The organism is Mycoplasmoides alvi ATCC 29626, assembly GCF_000701785.1.
Lineage (GTDB): Bacteria > Bacillota_I > Bacilli_A > Mycoplasmatales > Mycoplasmoidaceae > Mycoplasmoides > Mycoplasmoides alvi.
In genome coordinates this window covers 156,950-174,150 of sequence record NZ_JNJU01000001.1, presented here as the reverse complement: position 1 = coordinate 174,150, position 17,201 = coordinate 156,950, and the positions used below count along the sequence as shown (strand labels likewise).

The window sequence follows — 17,201 nt, the reverse complement described above, 5'->3', positions numbered from 1 at the left end:
ATTTTGATTGTTACTCAACTAGTTCTGTGTTTTTAAAATCTAATAACTTAGATTTAATTGAATCTAGAATTACATTTTTCATCAAAATTCACTCATACTCTTTTATTCGATACATAACATAACCGCGAGATTCTAAAAATAATTGATCATCATAACTTTCTATTCTATCTTTAGCTGTCATTAATGATGATCATCTATCAATTAAAATACCTAATGCACACTTATTGGAACTAGAATCCATAATTCCAATATCAATTTTCTTGTTTCCTACTGGGAGATTAGCACTTACATAGTAATTGACTGGTAAATTTAATTTAAGTAACTCTTCATAAACTTCATTAACAAATTGATTATCAAATTTAGGGTTTGAATTTTTTTTCTTGAATAAAATCAATTCTTCTGATTCTTTAGCACTATAATCGTCCAAATATCTAATTCAATTAATAAATACATTGGCATCTGCGCTTAATAATTTCTGTGCTGGTATATCACTAGCTTTAAATGATTTAAAGATAATCATTTTGCTTTTCGCACGCGTAATTGCAACATTTAATCGATTTCGCCCTCCATCTTTATTTATTGCTCCAAAATTAGCTCTTAAAATTCCATCTTCATTTTTTGCAAAACCAACAGATAACAAAACAAGATCAGCTTCAGATCCTTGAACACTTTCCAAATTAGTTATAAAAATACACTTATTAATTTTTTCTTTAATAGAAATATCAACATTATCACTATTTACCAACATGTCTTCAATTAAGTCAGCTTGTTGAATGTTAAATGCAATTACTAAAATAGATTCAAATTTTTTGTGATTAATTTTAATTGCTTTTAAAATTTCTTCTGCTTCTTCTTTATTAGAACGATTTATTCATCTACCATTTATATCAAAAATTTCAAGAGTTTTATCCCTTCACAATCCATTAAAAGTTGCAATGTTTAAATTGTTGTTATAAATGTTCATATTAGAAAATTCAACTAGTTGTTTAGAAACAGAACGATAATGGTTTCTTAAATGAAATTTATTTCATCGAGAATTTTCTGCTTTATCTAATAAAGAGACAATTGATTCATTATCATCGATTTCCATAGCATCACTATAATTGTTAGAATCATTGTTGTCAAAATCATTTTTTAAAGATTTAATCACTTCATTATCATCAAATCTAGTCATAAAAAAACTTGTGGGTTTTAATTGATTAGAATCTCCTGCTATTGTGTTAACAGAACAACGATAAACTAAAGGATATCCTCTTTCCAAAAACATTTGACTAGCTTCATCAAAAATTCCATAATCAAATTCATGTCTATTTAAAGGAATAAATTCAGCAACTACGTCTGGACTCATAACTCAAATTGAAAAAATTTGTTTTAACTCTTGATAGTATTCATTAACAAAAGAATAAACAGAAGGTTTTCTTGGTTTAGATGCTTGTTTAAACATTTGTAAAAACCTATCTTTTTTATCTGATGATAATTTTTGTAAATTATTTCTTATCAAATTTATTTGATTATTAAAAATTAATAAATCATTATCTTTTACAAAAGAATCTTTATTTCTCTTAAGTAAAGATATGGTTTCTTGAAAAATGTTTGTTCTTAACAATTCTAAAAAACGATTTTCAGAAAAAATTGATGATCATCAATTATGTTGAATTACTGTTTTTCATTCTAATGATGATATTTTAAATTCTTGAATTTTATTGTAACTAACCCAATTTAATTTATTTAGTTTACTCAAACTATTTAAAAAATCTTTTAAATCTAAAGCAAATTTTTTATATTTTTTTCTAACAGCTGCACTTGGAAAATGAATAAAATGCAATTTAAAACTACTTGAAATATCTTCTTGTTTTTCAAGCAACAAATATAAATATTTTGCAAAAATTGTATTACTTTTATTTGAACAAATTGCAATACTATTTTTTTTATCTTTTTCATTTCTTAAATTAAGTTTTAAAACAGTTTTTACTATGTTAGGAAAATGTTTAAGTAAATCATTATATTCTTCACAAAGACTATTGAAGTAAACATATTCACTTCATATTTTTTTAATAAAATCATCAAAAGTTTCTACATCAAAAATGTAATGATTTTCTTCAAATCATTTTTTTAGTTTTTTAATAATAATGTCATCAAAATTATTTAACAAATATATTGACAAACTTTTTCACAGTTTATTTTCATTAGTTCCATCAGGCAACAATAAGTAACCAGAAATTGGAATATGCTGCACAACATCAAATGAAGTTATTTTATTTGAACTAAAATCAATAAAATTTTCACTATAATTATCTTTTTTCTTGGCAAATTCAACTTCACTATAAATCAAATTACTAAAATACAAATTAAATGATCTAAATTCATCAATTTTATCTTTTAACAATGTACCCAATGAATTATTAGAAAAGTCATTTCTATACCATTGACCTAACTTTTCTTCCATATTTAAAATGCGTTTATAAAAATTATCCTTAGTATCAAAATCATAAGCATATAAAATAAGTGGATCTAATTCGCCAGAACGTTTAACCAAAACATCCAATGCTGCTTTTTTTTCTGACACAAGCATTGCATTCTTGTTGTTATAAATAATGTTCGCAATAAGATTTGATATTACTTCAGATTTTCCGGTTCCTGGAGCCCCAATAATCAATGTATTTTGTTCTAAAGCAGATGAAATAGCATACTTTTGATAAATGTTTATGGGACGACCAACTTCAATTAATGATTTTGCAGTCGTTACAATTTGATTTTCATAGTATTCTACTGATTTTTGAAATGAATCAGATTCAAATGGATCACTAGGATCATTGGATAAAATATTACTTAAATCTTGTTTTAATTTACCACCAGTTAATTGTAAATTGCATACAATAGCATTAGGAATAACTGATAAAGCACCATTTTGGTAGTCAATTGATAAATTATCATCACAATATTTTTCAAAAGAATAAAAATTTGAATCATTAGACAACAATTCCTTATTACAAATAATTGGTTGGTTAGTTATTTTTTCTAAATCAGTAATAATTTCTGACAATGATGTTCTATCATTAAATTGATTAAGTGGTAAATTATTGGAATATTCATGCATCAAAAAAACATATAATCGTTCATTAATTGTTAATGCTTTTTCTTTTTTAATAATATAAAGTTTAGTTCCGTCAAATTTAAAATCAATTGGAATATTAACTAATGGTCCCTTAATAGGAGTTTTAGTAGTTATTGTTGAACCTGATAAAAAATAAAAACATATATAAAGAGATCAAATTCCTTTTTCTAAATAAGAATTATTTGCTTCCCTACTAAGACTTTTTAAATTTTTCTTTAATTTAAAATCATAATCATTCAAAATTTGAATAGCATCTAATATTTGATCTTTATTAAAATCTTTTTGAAATTGTTTTAGTTTAGCATTAGAAAATGCATTAATGTTATATTTATCAATAATTTCTAAAAAATCTTCATATTTTTTAGTCTTTAATAATTCTTTACTTATTTCTTTAACATCAATTACTTTTTTTACTAGTACTTTATCAATATCATTATTCAAAAGTTCATGTAATTGACTTTTGTCTATTATTGATAGTAAATCAATCACACCTGAACTTTTTTTTAATTTGATTGCTGAATCCATTTTTTTCACAACAATCATATTATTTAACTTAAAATCTAAACTCTTAGCCATTAATAACCCTAACCATATCTAGAAATTATAAATAAAGTTTTTAAATATATTAAGTAATTGTTTTCTTAAGATTCCATCATTACATTAGCATTATACAAATCATAATAAAACCCTTGAAGCTTTAAAAGTTCTTCATGAGTACCTTTTTCAATAATAGATCCAGAATTCATAACTAAAATTTGATTTGCATGAACAATTGTTGATAATCTATGAGCAATTATAATAATAGTTCTTGTTTTCATTAATTTTAAAATAGCATCTTGAATATCTTTTTCAGTTTTTGAATCTACTGAAGAGGTTGCTTCATCAAGAACTAATATTGGGGCTTTGCTTAAAAATGCTCTAGCTAGAGCAATCATTTGAATTTGTCCATCACTAAAATCATTAATTCTTTCTGAAATAATTGTGTCATATTTTTGTGGCAATGATTCAATAAAATTATGAATATTAGCAGATTTTGCTGCATTAACTATTTCTTCGTTTGTAGCATCTAAATTTCCATAAGCAATATTATTCCTAATAGATTCACTAAATAAAAAGGAATCTTGTAAAACAACTGAAATATTTTTACATAAATTTTCTTGAGAAATATCTCTAATATCATAATTGTCAATTAAAATTGAACCACTATCAATTTCATAAAAACGGGATAATAAATTAATAATTGTTGTTTTTCCGCTACCTGTTGGACCAACAATTGTTGTAGTTGTTTTGCAAGGAATTTTAAATGAAATATTTTTCAAAATTTTTGTTGATTTATCATAAGAAAAATTAACATTTTTAAACTCAATATTGCCTTGTACATTTTGCATGAAATTCGTTGCATTATCAACATAATTTTCTAAGTTAAGAATTGACAAGCATCGATCACCTGAAACAATCATTTTTTGTACATTTCCAATTAATCTTAAAGATCAAATAGCTTCACCATTTGAGTAACGTGCAAGCATAGAAAATGAAGTTAATGTTCCTACAGTAATTGATCCGAATGCACCACTTCCAATATTATTAATTGCAAAAATAATTGCTACTACATATAAAACTGATAACATAATATTTTCAACAAATTCATTTCATGGAAAAATAAGGTTAATTTTGGATTCTGCTTTAATAGAAAGATTTTTTTGTTTTTCATTAATATCTAAAAATCTTTGAAAAGCTAATTCTTGTAAATTAAAAAATTTTGTCACCCTACGATTACTAATTTGTTCTTCTACTTCTACATTCATGTCACCAATTGAATATTGAGCATCACGAAATTTTGATGCACTAAATTTAGCAAATAAGAAAGCTCCAGTAGTTGTAATAACAAACATAGCAACCATAATTAATGCCAATAATGGAGATAAAATAAACAATGCTATGTAAACTCCAATAACAATTACTGGTGCAACAAACATATTACTAATGTTAAAAGACATATTAACTGCTAATGCATTAACATCAATTGTTGATCTAGCCATTAAATCACCAGTCATTTTTTGTTGAATTACACTATAAGACATGCGATGAATTTTTAAAAAAATTAAATCACGTATTCGATAACCTAAGTTAAAAGAAAGTTTAATAACAATTTTTGTTGCATACAAATAAAGCAGAAAATAAATCATATATCCTAAAAAAATTAATAAGCAGCCATAAAACAATTGACTTCACCCTTCGCTAATAATTTCAGGATTTGAACTAGAAAATTTTTCAAAACAATTTTGAACCAAAAAACCAATAAAAACTGATAATGAAATACTTAAAATACTTTTAATAAATGCCAAAAAAATAGCGCCAATTAACTTCTTTTTATCATTATACAAATAATGCCACAACAAAGAAATAACATTAAACCATGTGTAACTATGGGTATTTTTCTTTTTCATTGTTAAACATCTCCAATGGTTTTTTGAGAATCACTAATTTCTTTGTACAAAGCACAACTATTAAGTAAAAAATTGTGTGTACCTTCAGCGATAATTTTTCCATCTTGCATAACAATTATTTTATCTGCATGTTTAATTGCTTTTATTTGTTGTGAAACAATTATTTTAGTGGAATTAGAGTAATTAAAATTTAAATTATTTATAACTTGATCTCTTGTTAAATTATCTAAAGCACTTAAAGTGTCGTCCAAAATTAAAATTTTTGGTTTTCTTACTAATGCCCTTGCCAAAGAAAGTCTTTGTTTTTGGCCTCCTGATAAATTAGAACCATATTGATTAACCTTACTATCATACTTTAAAGGTAAGTTCATAATAAATTCATCAGCACAAGCAATTTTAGAAGCTTGTTTAATTTCTTCGTCAGTTGCATTCTTATTGCCATTTAGTATATTAGATTTAATTGTTCCTGCAAAAATTAATTTATTTTGAAATGCATAACCTAAATTATTACGTAAATAAACTAAATTTAAATCTTTTATTGGAACATCACTTATTTCAATTTCTCCAGATATAGGTTCATGTAATCGACCAATTAAATTTACCAAAGTTGATTTTCCAGAACCAGTTTGTCCAATGATACCAATAGTTTCATTAGGATTTATAGTTAAGTTAATATTTGTCAAATTTAATAAATTGAAATCATTTTCATAAGAAAAATTTACATTTTTAAACACAATTTTTGGAACAAATTTATTTAATGTCTTACCAAAATTTAAATTTTCAATTGCACTATTTTTTATGTCTTGAATTCTACGAATAACTGGTTTAGTCCTATATATACCAAGCAAAGTACTTGTCAATCCATAAACACAAAATACATTACTAAAAATGTAATTTATGAATGCAACAATTACACCCACTGTCAGTCCACCAAAAATATTCTTTGTTTCAATAAATCCACCAAAAATTAAAATTGCAATAATTGAAAGATTTAATAATACATACAAGAGAATTACAGCTAACATCATAAAAATTTCAGCTCTAACAATTGTTTTTAACCAATTTTTATTATTTATAGAAAAACGTGTGTATTGGTGTTTTTGTAAATTAAAAGCCTTAATTATTCTTATTCCAAGAATATTTTCCCTAACAATTTGATTTGTCAAATCCAATGATGCTAAATTTTTTTCATAATACTTATCTGCATATTTTTGGGTTAAATATGATATCAATGCCCCTAAAGGAATGATTAATAAATATATTGTAGATAAAAGTGGGTTTAAAGTAATTCCAAAAATAATATTTATAACAATATACAATGCATATTCATAAAAATACATAAAATAATTTATTGCAGATTCTTGTAATAAATACATGTCACTATTTATCCGATTAATAATTGAAGTTGGTGACATCTTATTAAAGGCATCTTCATGAAGATACAAAATATGTTTATACAAATTATTTCTTAATAAAAACATCATTTCCATTGTTATTTTAGTTAATTTAATACGGACAACTATTCTTAAGAAAAAAGAAAAACTTACAAAAATTATTGTTAAACCAAGCAAAATAAAAAGTTTTTGATTAATATCAAGTGCACTATTATCGTACAATCAACTAAAAAGTTTTTCTCAAATAGTGACATCATTATTTACAAATTGATTTTGATAATTAGATAAAATGTCAATAAATAGCGATAATAAAATTATTGCAAAACTATTTGCAGAAACATAAATAAAAGTTAAAAAAATCATTAAAAATAATGTAATTTTTTTCTTCTTATTTAGTTGACAATACAATAGTTTCATAATAAATTCTTAAAAAACATTAATTAAAAGTTAGTTTTGAACTCTTAGAAAGTTATTATTTAAAATAAATGCATTTATAAATAAAATGTTCACTGAAAAAGCAAGCACAATCTGCTATACAAAGCATTTTTTGCCTTCCTATAACAGAATATTAGTAAAGTTATTAAAATAAAATCTATCTATTAGAAATTTTACCATAGTATTTAAATTTACATATTTTTGTTTGACACTTGAATAAAGAATTTTTTTATTTAATTTAACTAACTTTAAAAATGTTAAATCTTAAAGAATTTGTTTTTTTAAAAAGAACTTAATATGGTATAAATTTAGTGCTTATATAGCTTTTGCCTAAATTTCTTGAAAAAGTTTGTTTAAAATTCACTAGATTAACAATTAAAATGAATTCATGTTTTATGAGAACAAATTTATCAATTAAAAAACTTATTAATAATAATCGTGTCCCTTTTTTCCTTTTAAAAGAAATATTAAAAAATTCAATTGTTTTTATTATTTTTTCTTTTTTAAATGTTTTTTTACCAATTTTTATTTGTTTAATTTCTGCAAACTTAGATGTGCATGGAGCATATGCAGCAATGGGAATTGGTTATGTTACATCATTTCTATTGGCATATTCTCAAATTGGCTTTACCTTTGTTATTTTTTCAACATATTATGTAATTCAAAATAAAAAAAATAATAAGTTATATCCAAATAATGCTAATCATCTTATATATGATCAATTATTTATTGCTTTAATTTATGGTTTAATCATATTACCACTTTTTATTGGTCCAGCATATTTATACACCAAACACGCTAATGCTCATATTAATACAATTGATTCTTTAGAACCAGCATACAATATGATTTATAGTTCTAGTGGTTTTGTTTTCTTAACAACCATTGCTTCAACATTGATTATGAACCTTTATTATAAGTTAAACAGTAAATGGGTAATTTTTCACATATGCTTAATGTTTGGCATGATGTTTTTATTTTCAGCAATTTTATCACTATATACACCTTTAAAATCTATAGGACTTGGATTGGGTTTGTCAATTGGAACCTTAATCTCTTGCTTGTGTTCTTTTATTCATAATTATTTTGTAACTGATACTTTTAAAAAAAATAAAATTAATATCAACAAAACAAATATTTTGAAGCTAATTAGTTATACATGAAGACCAATTTTAATTAGTTTATCAATTCAAATTTTTAAGGGTGGTGCATTATTATTAATTAATTATGAAACTCCAACTGATTTAACTAATGTTGTTCCATTAAACTATCAAATGTCTAGAATTATTTGATACAACATGATGTATTTGATTCCTTTTGTAACTTTAGGATTTGCTGACTCAATTTATTTTTATTTTGCAATTAATCCAGAACAAAAAAATAATGTTCAAATTCAAAAAAGTATTGGATTTTTATTCATTTTTGCATCCATTGTAACCATTTTAATAACTGTTATTTGCTCATTTTTGATTAATCCACTAGCAAGTGAATATGTTAAAAATCAAGTTGCATCATATGATACTGAAACAATTAAAGTAAATTTACTGCTTGTAACAAAAGAACAAATTATTTCTATTATTAAAAATAATAGTGAATTAACTGAATTGCAAAAACAAGAAATTATTAATATATTAAATACTCAAATTATTGATGGAATAACACTTAATGATTTTATTGCAAGATTTATATCAAATAATTTTTTAATCCAAGATTACATTGGATTAAATGCAAATAGTGTAACAAATTTAATGAATTTTCCTAATTCCTTTGCTTATTTTTATTTGGGAATCTATTGTATTTTTTACCCATTAGGACAATTACTTAATGCAGCAAGACTTTCAATTTCATCAGAAAAGCATCCAGCAATTTTAATGGTATTTGCACAAGGACTAGCAATTTTGTTTATTGTGTTATTTGGAATTGGATACCAAAAATCAGAAAAATTTTTTTTAATGGAAGCATGATCATTCCCATTAGCAATTATTGGTATTATTGCTTTTCTTTATATGGGTACCATGTATTTCTTAAAATTAAAAACTGCTAAAGAGTTAAAAATAAATAAAAATAATTTATAAAGATTTAAATTTGATTATTAAGAAAATTGAACCCCTTGTGGGAATAATTTAGTTTTAAATTCATTTCCATATAATTTTTGAAGATTTTCCCGATAAGAAATTTTTTGATTCGGAAATCCTCCCTTAATTAAATCATAACCCTCTAAATTGTAGATTCCAAATTTATTTTGATAATTAAATCCTTCGCAATATAAAGACATTACAACTCCGACTTTAGCATGGTCATCTCCACCAAAGAAAATTCCATCAGTAAAACCATCTTTATCCATTAACATTGAACCAGATGCTCCTTCAGCAAGATTTCCATAATCAATAGCACTTGCTAAACCTCATAAATTGTAATAAGTTTCTAAGCCATAAGCTTGGCGATAATCATAACCCATGTATGACAGAGCAATAATAGAATCAAAAACTCCTTTTTTATCAGTATAAGTATTATAAAAAGGACTAGTTGATAAATTAGATAAATCATCATAACTGTTAAGAGGATTATTTGAATCATTAACTGGACGACTAGAAGTTAATTGAGTTTTTCTTCAATATGATGACTCTTCGATTACAGGAAAACCTAAAATTGAAAAATAATTAGGTTTATTTAAAGTGTTATTTTTTAAAATAGATTCTTGTCGATATTTAAAATGTCTTTGAGAATCATTTACATAATCTTGGGTAATTTTTTTTGCTTCTTCTGGGGAAGCAAAAGTTACTTCCATTACAGCAAAATCTATATATTCTTCTGTATCACTTCATTTTGGACTTGTTGAAAACATTCTTGGTGATGTAGTTAAATAATCATTACCAATAAAAATAGTTTTACATTTATTAGCAGGTACTTCAACATGAATAAAATTAGATTGCTGGTCGGTTGAATTACCATAATTTACATTTACTTGAGGATTATTTACTGTTTCAATACTAACTAACTCAGTGTCATAATAATTATCACCATCATATCTATCAGGAGTAATTTGGTCATTAGGTATTTTTAAATTTTGAATTACATGAGCATTAGTAGCTAAATATCATGTAGTTGGATATGATCCATCTTCAGTTAATTTATAGTCTAAAATTCAACCAGTTCCAAAAGCATAACCATCATTGTATTCCTTAAATCCTAAAGAAAAAGTATTTTTTAATTGATTGATTTCAATTTGATTATATACTTTGCTAGTACTTAATTCGGCAGTCTGATTTACACCTAAAGAAGGTTGAGTTACACTTGGTCCATATGATGGATTTACTGAATTATTAGGAGTATTACCTGGTGTTGAAAAACTATTAGCACCTGTTGTAATAGGATTAGCATTATTTTTAAAATAATTTGTATCTACAGGTTCAGGTATAAAATCTTCTTTAACTAAGGTATATGGAACTCTAAAACTAGGATTTGTTCATTTGTTAGCATCAAAACTTATATCAGTTGATTTTGCTACAAGAAAATTAAATTCTATAATGTGCATATTTTCATCTTTTCTAAGATAATTCATTTTGTATTTAAATTTACTATAATCAAGATTTAAACCTTTTACTTTATAAAGAAAATTATTCAGATTCATATCAATTAATTCTTGTTTAGTTATTGTTGGTTTGAAAAGAACTGGAGTTGCTATTTTTAATCTATTTAATTCCTCATCAACTGTTGTTGCTGGTGATGATGGAGCTATAAATGAGTAAGGTATTTCAAATAATTTGCTAATTTGAGCTAGAACATTAGAATTATTTTTAAATTGAACTTTAATGTTAAAAGTAAATTTACCATTGTTCATACTTAAATTAGCAATTGAATATGTAAAACTTGAATTTTTATCTAATCCATTGATCAAATTAATGAAATTAATGTCTGTTATGTCATCTAATTGCTCAATAGTAAATTCTTTCTGTTTTATAGTTAATGTTAATGAATTAATTCGATTTATTTCAACAGTCAAATCATTACTACTAATAATTGTATAAGATGCAACAAATTCTTTACTTAGTTTTGTTAAACTAGTATCATTTTTGCTAGAAATTTTAATTTGAAATGTTATTTTTCCACTTAAATTATTTGAATTTTTAAATATAACATTATAGTTGTAGTTTGGATCAGGAGATCAATTTTCTAGATAATCTAAAAAATTGCTTTCAGTAATTTTACTTAATTGATCAGAAGTTAATTGATTAATACGTAAAAATGATAAATCTAAATTATTAACTCTTTGCACTTCTTGATCTATTGAAGAAGAAGTTGCTGTTGCACATGAAGTAATTAATATAGGCAATGGAAGAACAACAATACCAGATACTAAAACTATATTTCTTAAAATTAATAATTTTTTAAACCGAAACATAAATTAACTAAATACCTTTTTATTCTTTAAATTAATTCTCTCAATAAATAAATTTAATTTTATCTGTAATGAAATAATAGTTTCATAAATTGTTGTTAAACAATAATTGATCACTACAAATTAAGTAATACTACAATATTTATAATTATACTTTTGTGATATATAACTATATATCATGATTTGATAATAGTGTTTAATGATTGTTAAATGATTTAAATCAATAAAGTTTTAATTTTAATTAAAGTGTTTTTAAAAATTCAAATTTTAAAAATTTTTTTTACATAATTAACATTATCAAACCTTTTGAAAAATTATTTAAATCTATAACAAATAATTTATTTAAAATTCATCTAATTTTAAAAAATAGTAGCAAAGTACTTAATAATAACAAGAAAGATATAAAAACAAGTGATCTTTTTTACATAAAAAAATTGAAAAAAAGAAAGCACTATCTTATTTTGTTAGATTTATCAAATATAAATGGTAACTCATTTAATAATATTAATTTTTTCCAATACAAATTCATTTAAAACAAATATATTTGAAATAAATGAAGGTAATTTATATATTTCTTCTATAAGGTCTAATTTATCAAAATATGGTTTAATAGTAGCATATTAAGAACTTTATTAAGAATAGTTCCAAAAGATAATAATTTTAGAGGTCAAATTTTAAGAATAATATGTTTAAATGACTTTATATTAAATGAATAGTAAATCGATTAAATTTTTTAAAATATTTTTAATAATGTTTATTTTTTTTGAATACATCAATATTAAAAAGCACAAATGATTAAATATCATTTTACATTCATTATTATTCAAACTTCTAATAAAAAAATTTAAAATTTTTTGTTTGTTTACTGATTGTTGGGCGGTTCCTGATTGTAGTAATTTTATTTTTTTTATATTTCTTCTAATTTCAAAAAAAATATATCCATTAAAAGATGAATTTTTTGGAGTAATATTTGCTATTGATTGATTGTAATAAGTTTGAAATCCACAAATGGAAATTTTATTTTTGTCTGGTTCCAATATGGAAAAAAATGTACTCATAGGAGCTGCTATTTTTAAATTTTTGGATTGCACAGCAAATTCACTTAAAAATTTATCACTATTTAATATGCATATATTATTTGTCAAATTTCCAGAATTTATTCAAAAATTTTTACCAATTCAAAAATCATTGTTTTTAGTTGATGGTGTACTTCCAATATTTATATCTGCCAATTCTTTTATTTTTATTAATTTTTCATCATTATTACTTATTAAAATATCTCCAATATTAACTATTTTTTTTATTTTTGAATTTATAAAAATTAATTTTTTTTCAAAAGGTTCAATAATGTTAATTATTTGCTTTTGAATTTCTAAATTTGGTAAATTAATTGATAAATTTAAAAATAAATTTTTGGTTATGTATTTTAACACCGATCCAACCATTAATTTTTTTATATAAGTTTTATTTTTAATTAGTCAATAAAAAAAATATTTTTCATAAATTTTTTTATTATCTAACACTAATTTTCATATATGTGTATCCATGCAAAAAGAAATCATAGATATAAATGGTTTAGGATCACAATCAGGGAAAAAATACAATCCTTCACCTTTTTCTACTTTTGTTAAATTGTAATGATTTTTACTAAAAAAAAGTTTTGTTGAATTTAATATATTGTTTAAAACATCTGTATGTTTAGGAAAAGGTAGCCCATAATTAGAATTATTACTTAAAAATGACGCCAAATTCTTGTTTGGTTTATTACCACTTATAATAGTACAAATTTCTTTAAGTTTAATAATCTCCATTATTTAACCCCTAAATGTAAATAAATTATATTTTAAATTTATATTAAAAATTTAGTAACTTAATTCCTTTAACAAAAATAAAGGACTTAACATGAAATACTTAACTTATTTAAAAAATAAAAATTTATCTAAAAATACAATTAATTGCTATTTAAAATATTCTAAAATTTGAGTAAATTACTTAAATAATAAAAAACCAAATAAAAGTTTATTTGTAAAGTTTCTAAATCAATATAGAAAAACACATTCTAATAACTCTACAAAGCTACTATATTCTTCTATCTTATCATTTATAAAATTTAAAAAATTTCATAAGTTATATTTTGAGTGTAAAGATATAAGACTACCTTCCACATTATTGAAAAATAAGACAATAATTCATTTAAATGAATTTAATGAAATTAAATCCTCACTTAGTAATATCTACGAATGATATGAAAAAAGAAATTGAATTATTTTTGTTTTTTTATTTACTACTGGAATAAGAGCAAATGAACTAAATCAAATAAACAAAAAAAATATTAATAACAATAGAATAAAAATTATTGGAAAGGGTCAAAAGGAAAGGGAAATTTTTTTTAAATGAATATTTAATTAGTTTATTGAATACATGGAAAGCTAATAGAATAAATATTTCAAAGAAAAATAAATTACTTAGTTATAAGCAAATAAATTGCATTGTAAAATATGTAAGCTTTAAATATTTTAAAAAAATAATAAATCCTCATGATCTAAGAAGATCATTTGCAACAAATCTTTTAAGAAATCATGTTGATTTAAAAACAATTTCATATTTATTGGGTCATTCCAATATAAATACCACTTCTAGATATATTTTTTTTACCGTGGATGAAATTCATAAAAATATAAAAAATATTTTTTAATTATTTAGTTTTTAATCTCCATTAATGGAGATTATTGAATATAAATTAGGTGATTTATTTTCTAAAAAACCTCAATATGGATGCAACCTATCATATAAAAAGAATGGAAGAATTAAATATTTGACACAATCGGATATAGATTCTACAAGTTATGAAGAAATTAATTCTTATCTAGATGATTTTGAATATAATGAAAAATTTAGGCTAAATTTCGATGATTTTTTAATGTCAAGAGCAGGTACAATTAAAAGTTATTATTGTAACTACAATGAAAACGTAATGTTTACTGGTAATTTGGTTAGATATACATTTAATAAAAAATTATTATTGCATAAGTATTTATATTATTGAACATTAACATCAAAAGCAAAGCAAATATTTAATAAAATTAGCAAATCAGGAACTACAATGCCTAAATTAAATCCTCCAGCTTTTGCTAAAATTAAAATTTTATTGCCACCAATTTCAATTCAAAAGCAAATAATTAACATTATCGAACCAAACGAACATTTTTTTAAAAAATATTCAAATTTAATAAGAATAGATGATGTAAATAACACAAAACATGATATTCAAAAAATAATTAACATTATTGAACCTTTTAATTCATACTCAAACAAATTAAAAGAAAATCTAAATAAAATAAAAAATATTTATTTAAAAATAATTAATAAAAACAGTTACAAGAAATCGTTAATGATTAAAAATGTAACTTTTGAAAAAGGTGTGAATTTAAAAAAATTATTATTTGTTGATAAAAAGGAAATTATTTTTATTAATGTTGCTGCTATAAATGAACATCCAAATAAATATGTTAGTTATAAAAATAAAAATTTAATAAATGTAAATTATGGAGATGTTTTAATATCATTGGATGGAACACCTGGAAAAGTAAATAATTTTTTGTTTGGCATAAATGGATATGGATACAAAATTTTTAGCAAAATTAGAAGTAATTATGAAATTTATTTCTCTTTGCTATCAATTGAAAATCAAAAAATTATTCAAAAATATTCAAATGGAACATCAATAAAGCATGCTACAAAAGCAAAAGAATATTTAAAAATTTACAATTTTAAAAATTATGAGAAAATTTTATATTTTATGTATCAATATGAAATTAAGTTAAAAAAATTAATAAATAAATGTTATGAAATTACAAATAATTTAATAGAAATTATGATCTTATAAATCTAATTTTTTTATTACTTCCACAAGTTCTTTTTCCAAAGAATCAGATTCCTCCATTAGTTTTAAAAGTTCATCTATGTTTTGTTTTAATTCTTTTTTAATTTCTTCTTCAGATCTTTTTTCTTCTTCTTCTAAAGCAATATACGATCCAGGTAATAAAGAAAAATCGTTTTCTTCTATTTCTTCCATATTTACTGATTTAGCCAATCCAGGAATATTAATTTCATTTTTATTTGAAAAATCATTGTAAATTTCAGTTATTTTTTTAATACTTTCTTTTGATATTTCTTTAACCTTTTTTTGTCCTTCAATTAATTTACCCATAGATTGAGCGTCAATAAACAAAACTTTGTTTTTATTTATTTTTTTCTTATCAAAAATTCAAATACATGCCGGAATTGGTACTGTATAAAATAATTTATCTGGCAAAGATATAATTGCTGAAACATAATCTGCTTTCAAAATGTTTGCTCTAATTTTCTTTTCATCCTTATGACTACTAGTTAAAGAACCATTAGCCAATATAACAGCAGCTTTGCCATCAAAATCTAAATGCTCCAAAATTATTTGTAATCATGCATAATTAGCATTTCCAGTTGGTGGTATGCCAAATTCTCAATTTTCGTGACTTTCACGATCATAATTTTTTATATTAAAAGGTGGATTAGCTAAAACACTTTTAACTTTTAATCCTTTATGTAGATCGTTTGAAAATGTATCTGCTGATTTATTACCTAACTTAATATTTCCATTAAAAAACCCTTGCAATAATAAATTAATTCGAGCTAGTTTTCATGTTTTATCATTATATTCTTGACCATAAATTTCCAATTTATCTGGATTTAATTTATTTTCAATCATATGTTGTCTAGCTTGAATAAACATACCACCTGATCCACAGCAAGGATCATATAAACTTTCAGTCGGATTAATTAAATTTACCATTAAAGATACAATACATTTAGGTGTATAAAATTCACCACCTTTTTGTAGTTGTTTTTTAGCAAAATTACCTAAAAAATATTCATAAATTCTTCCAAAAATATCTTCTTCGCTATTAAAAGAAACATTTGCAAAAATGGATACAACTTCACCAAGTTTTTTCTTATCCAAGCTTTCTCTAGAATAGTTTTTATTAAATAAATTTATTAAAGATGGATTTTTTGATTCCAGTTGTCTAAACGCTTCATCTATTTTATTTCCAATTTCTGGACTATTTGTATATTCGGAAACATATTCTCACTTTGATTGATTAGGAACAATAAAACTACAATCGTAGTCTTGCAAATAGCAAGGATCCTCAATTTTAATTTTTCAATCATCAGGATAGTCATTCTTCATTTTTTCTATAGCAGAATCATATTTATCAGATATTTGCTTTAAAAACAAAATTCCAAAAACAACATGCATGTATTCTTCGGATGATAAATTACCCCTTAAAGATTCTGCTGCATCCCATAAATTTTTTTCTATATCTTGAATTGTTGAAACATTTGAATTATTTTTATTGATTTTTGACATATAC

Annotated in this window: 10 protein-coding genes; 4 read left to right on the top strand and 6 right to left on the bottom strand. The window is 23.1% G+C overall.

What is annotated here, in order from left to right; genetic code table 4:
* Positions 1–10: 10 nt before the first annotated feature.
* The 3 genes from T383_RS03680 to T383_RS0100630 all read right to left on the bottom strand — a co-directional run bounded on the left by T383_RS03680 (position 11) and on the right by T383_RS0100630 (position 7,373).
* A complete protein-coding gene (locus T383_RS03680) occupies positions 11–3,691 on the bottom strand; it encodes an AAA domain-containing protein (protein ID WP_052663898.1) in 3,681 nt (1,226 codons plus the stop codon).
* 65 nt (positions 3,692–3,756) lie between these two features.
* Positions 3,757–5,562 (bottom strand): ABC transporter ATP-binding protein, encoded by a 1,806-nt coding sequence (locus T383_RS0100635; protein ID WP_033159737.1) that lies wholly within the window; start codon positions 5,560–5,562, stop codon positions 3,757–3,759.
* A gap of 2 nt (positions 5,563–5,564) precedes the next feature.
* Positions 5,565–7,373: an ABC transporter ATP-binding protein gene (locus T383_RS0100630; protein WP_052663896.1), complete on the bottom strand. Its 1,809-nt coding sequence runs from the start codon at positions 7,371–7,373 to the stop codon at positions 5,565–5,567.
* Between the two features lie 413 nt (positions 7,374–7,786).
* On the opposite strand from T383_RS0100630, the gene T383_RS0100625 reads away from it, so the two are divergent.
* The gene (locus tag T383_RS0100625) at positions 7,787–9,466 is read left to right on the top strand and encodes a hypothetical protein (protein ID WP_156940226.1); all 1,680 of its coding nucleotides are present in this window, start codon (positions 7,787–7,789) and stop codon (positions 9,464–9,466) included.
* A 17-nt stretch (positions 9,467–9,483) separates the two neighbouring features.
* Here the strand turns inward: T383_RS0100625 and T383_RS0100620 are convergent, their stop codons facing one another.
* Both T383_RS0100620 and T383_RS0100615 read right to left on the bottom strand, forming a co-directional pair.
* Entirely contained in the window at positions 9,484–11,793 is a 2,310-nt protein-coding gene (locus tag T383_RS0100620) for an MIP family Ig-specific serine endopeptidase (protein WP_033159735.1), read from the bottom strand.
* Between the two features lie 701 nt (positions 11,794–12,494).
* Positions 12,495–13,601, bottom strand: a complete 1,107-nt coding sequence (locus T383_RS0100615) for a restriction endonuclease subunit S (protein ID WP_033159734.1) — start codon at positions 13,599–13,601, stop codon at positions 12,495–12,497.
* 91 nt (positions 13,602–13,692) lie between these two features.
* Between T383_RS0100615 and T383_RS0100610 the strand changes: the two genes are divergently transcribed.
* The 3 genes from T383_RS0100610 to T383_RS0100600 are packed head-to-tail and all read left to right on the top strand — an operon-like array spanning position 13,693 to position 15,676.
* Positions 13,693–14,199 carry a hypothetical protein gene (locus tag T383_RS0100610; protein WP_033159733.1) on the top strand — a complete coding sequence of 169 codons (507 nt, stop codon included), beginning with the start codon at positions 13,693–13,695 and terminating at the stop codon, positions 14,197–14,199.
* Positions 14,147–14,485 (top strand): tyrosine-type recombinase/integrase, encoded by a 339-nt coding sequence (locus T383_RS04000; protein WP_033159732.1) that lies wholly within the window; start codon positions 14,147–14,149, stop codon positions 14,483–14,485. Before T383_RS0100610 ends, T383_RS04000 begins: the two co-directional genes overlap by 53 nt.
* 24 nt (positions 14,486–14,509) lie before the next feature.
* Positions 14,510–15,676 (top strand): restriction endonuclease subunit S, encoded by a 1,167-nt coding sequence (locus tag T383_RS0100600; protein WP_033159731.1) that lies wholly within the window; start codon positions 14,510–14,512, stop codon positions 15,674–15,676.
* Here the strand turns inward: T383_RS0100600 and T383_RS0100595 are convergent.
* Positions 15,671–17,197 (bottom strand): type I restriction-modification system subunit M, encoded by a 1,527-nt coding sequence (locus T383_RS0100595; protein ID WP_052663895.1) that lies wholly within the window; start codon positions 17,195–17,197, stop codon positions 15,671–15,673. The two genes, T383_RS0100600 and T383_RS0100595, sit on opposite strands and share 6 nt — an antisense overlap.
* Between the last annotated feature and the right edge of the window lie 4 nt (positions 17,198–17,201).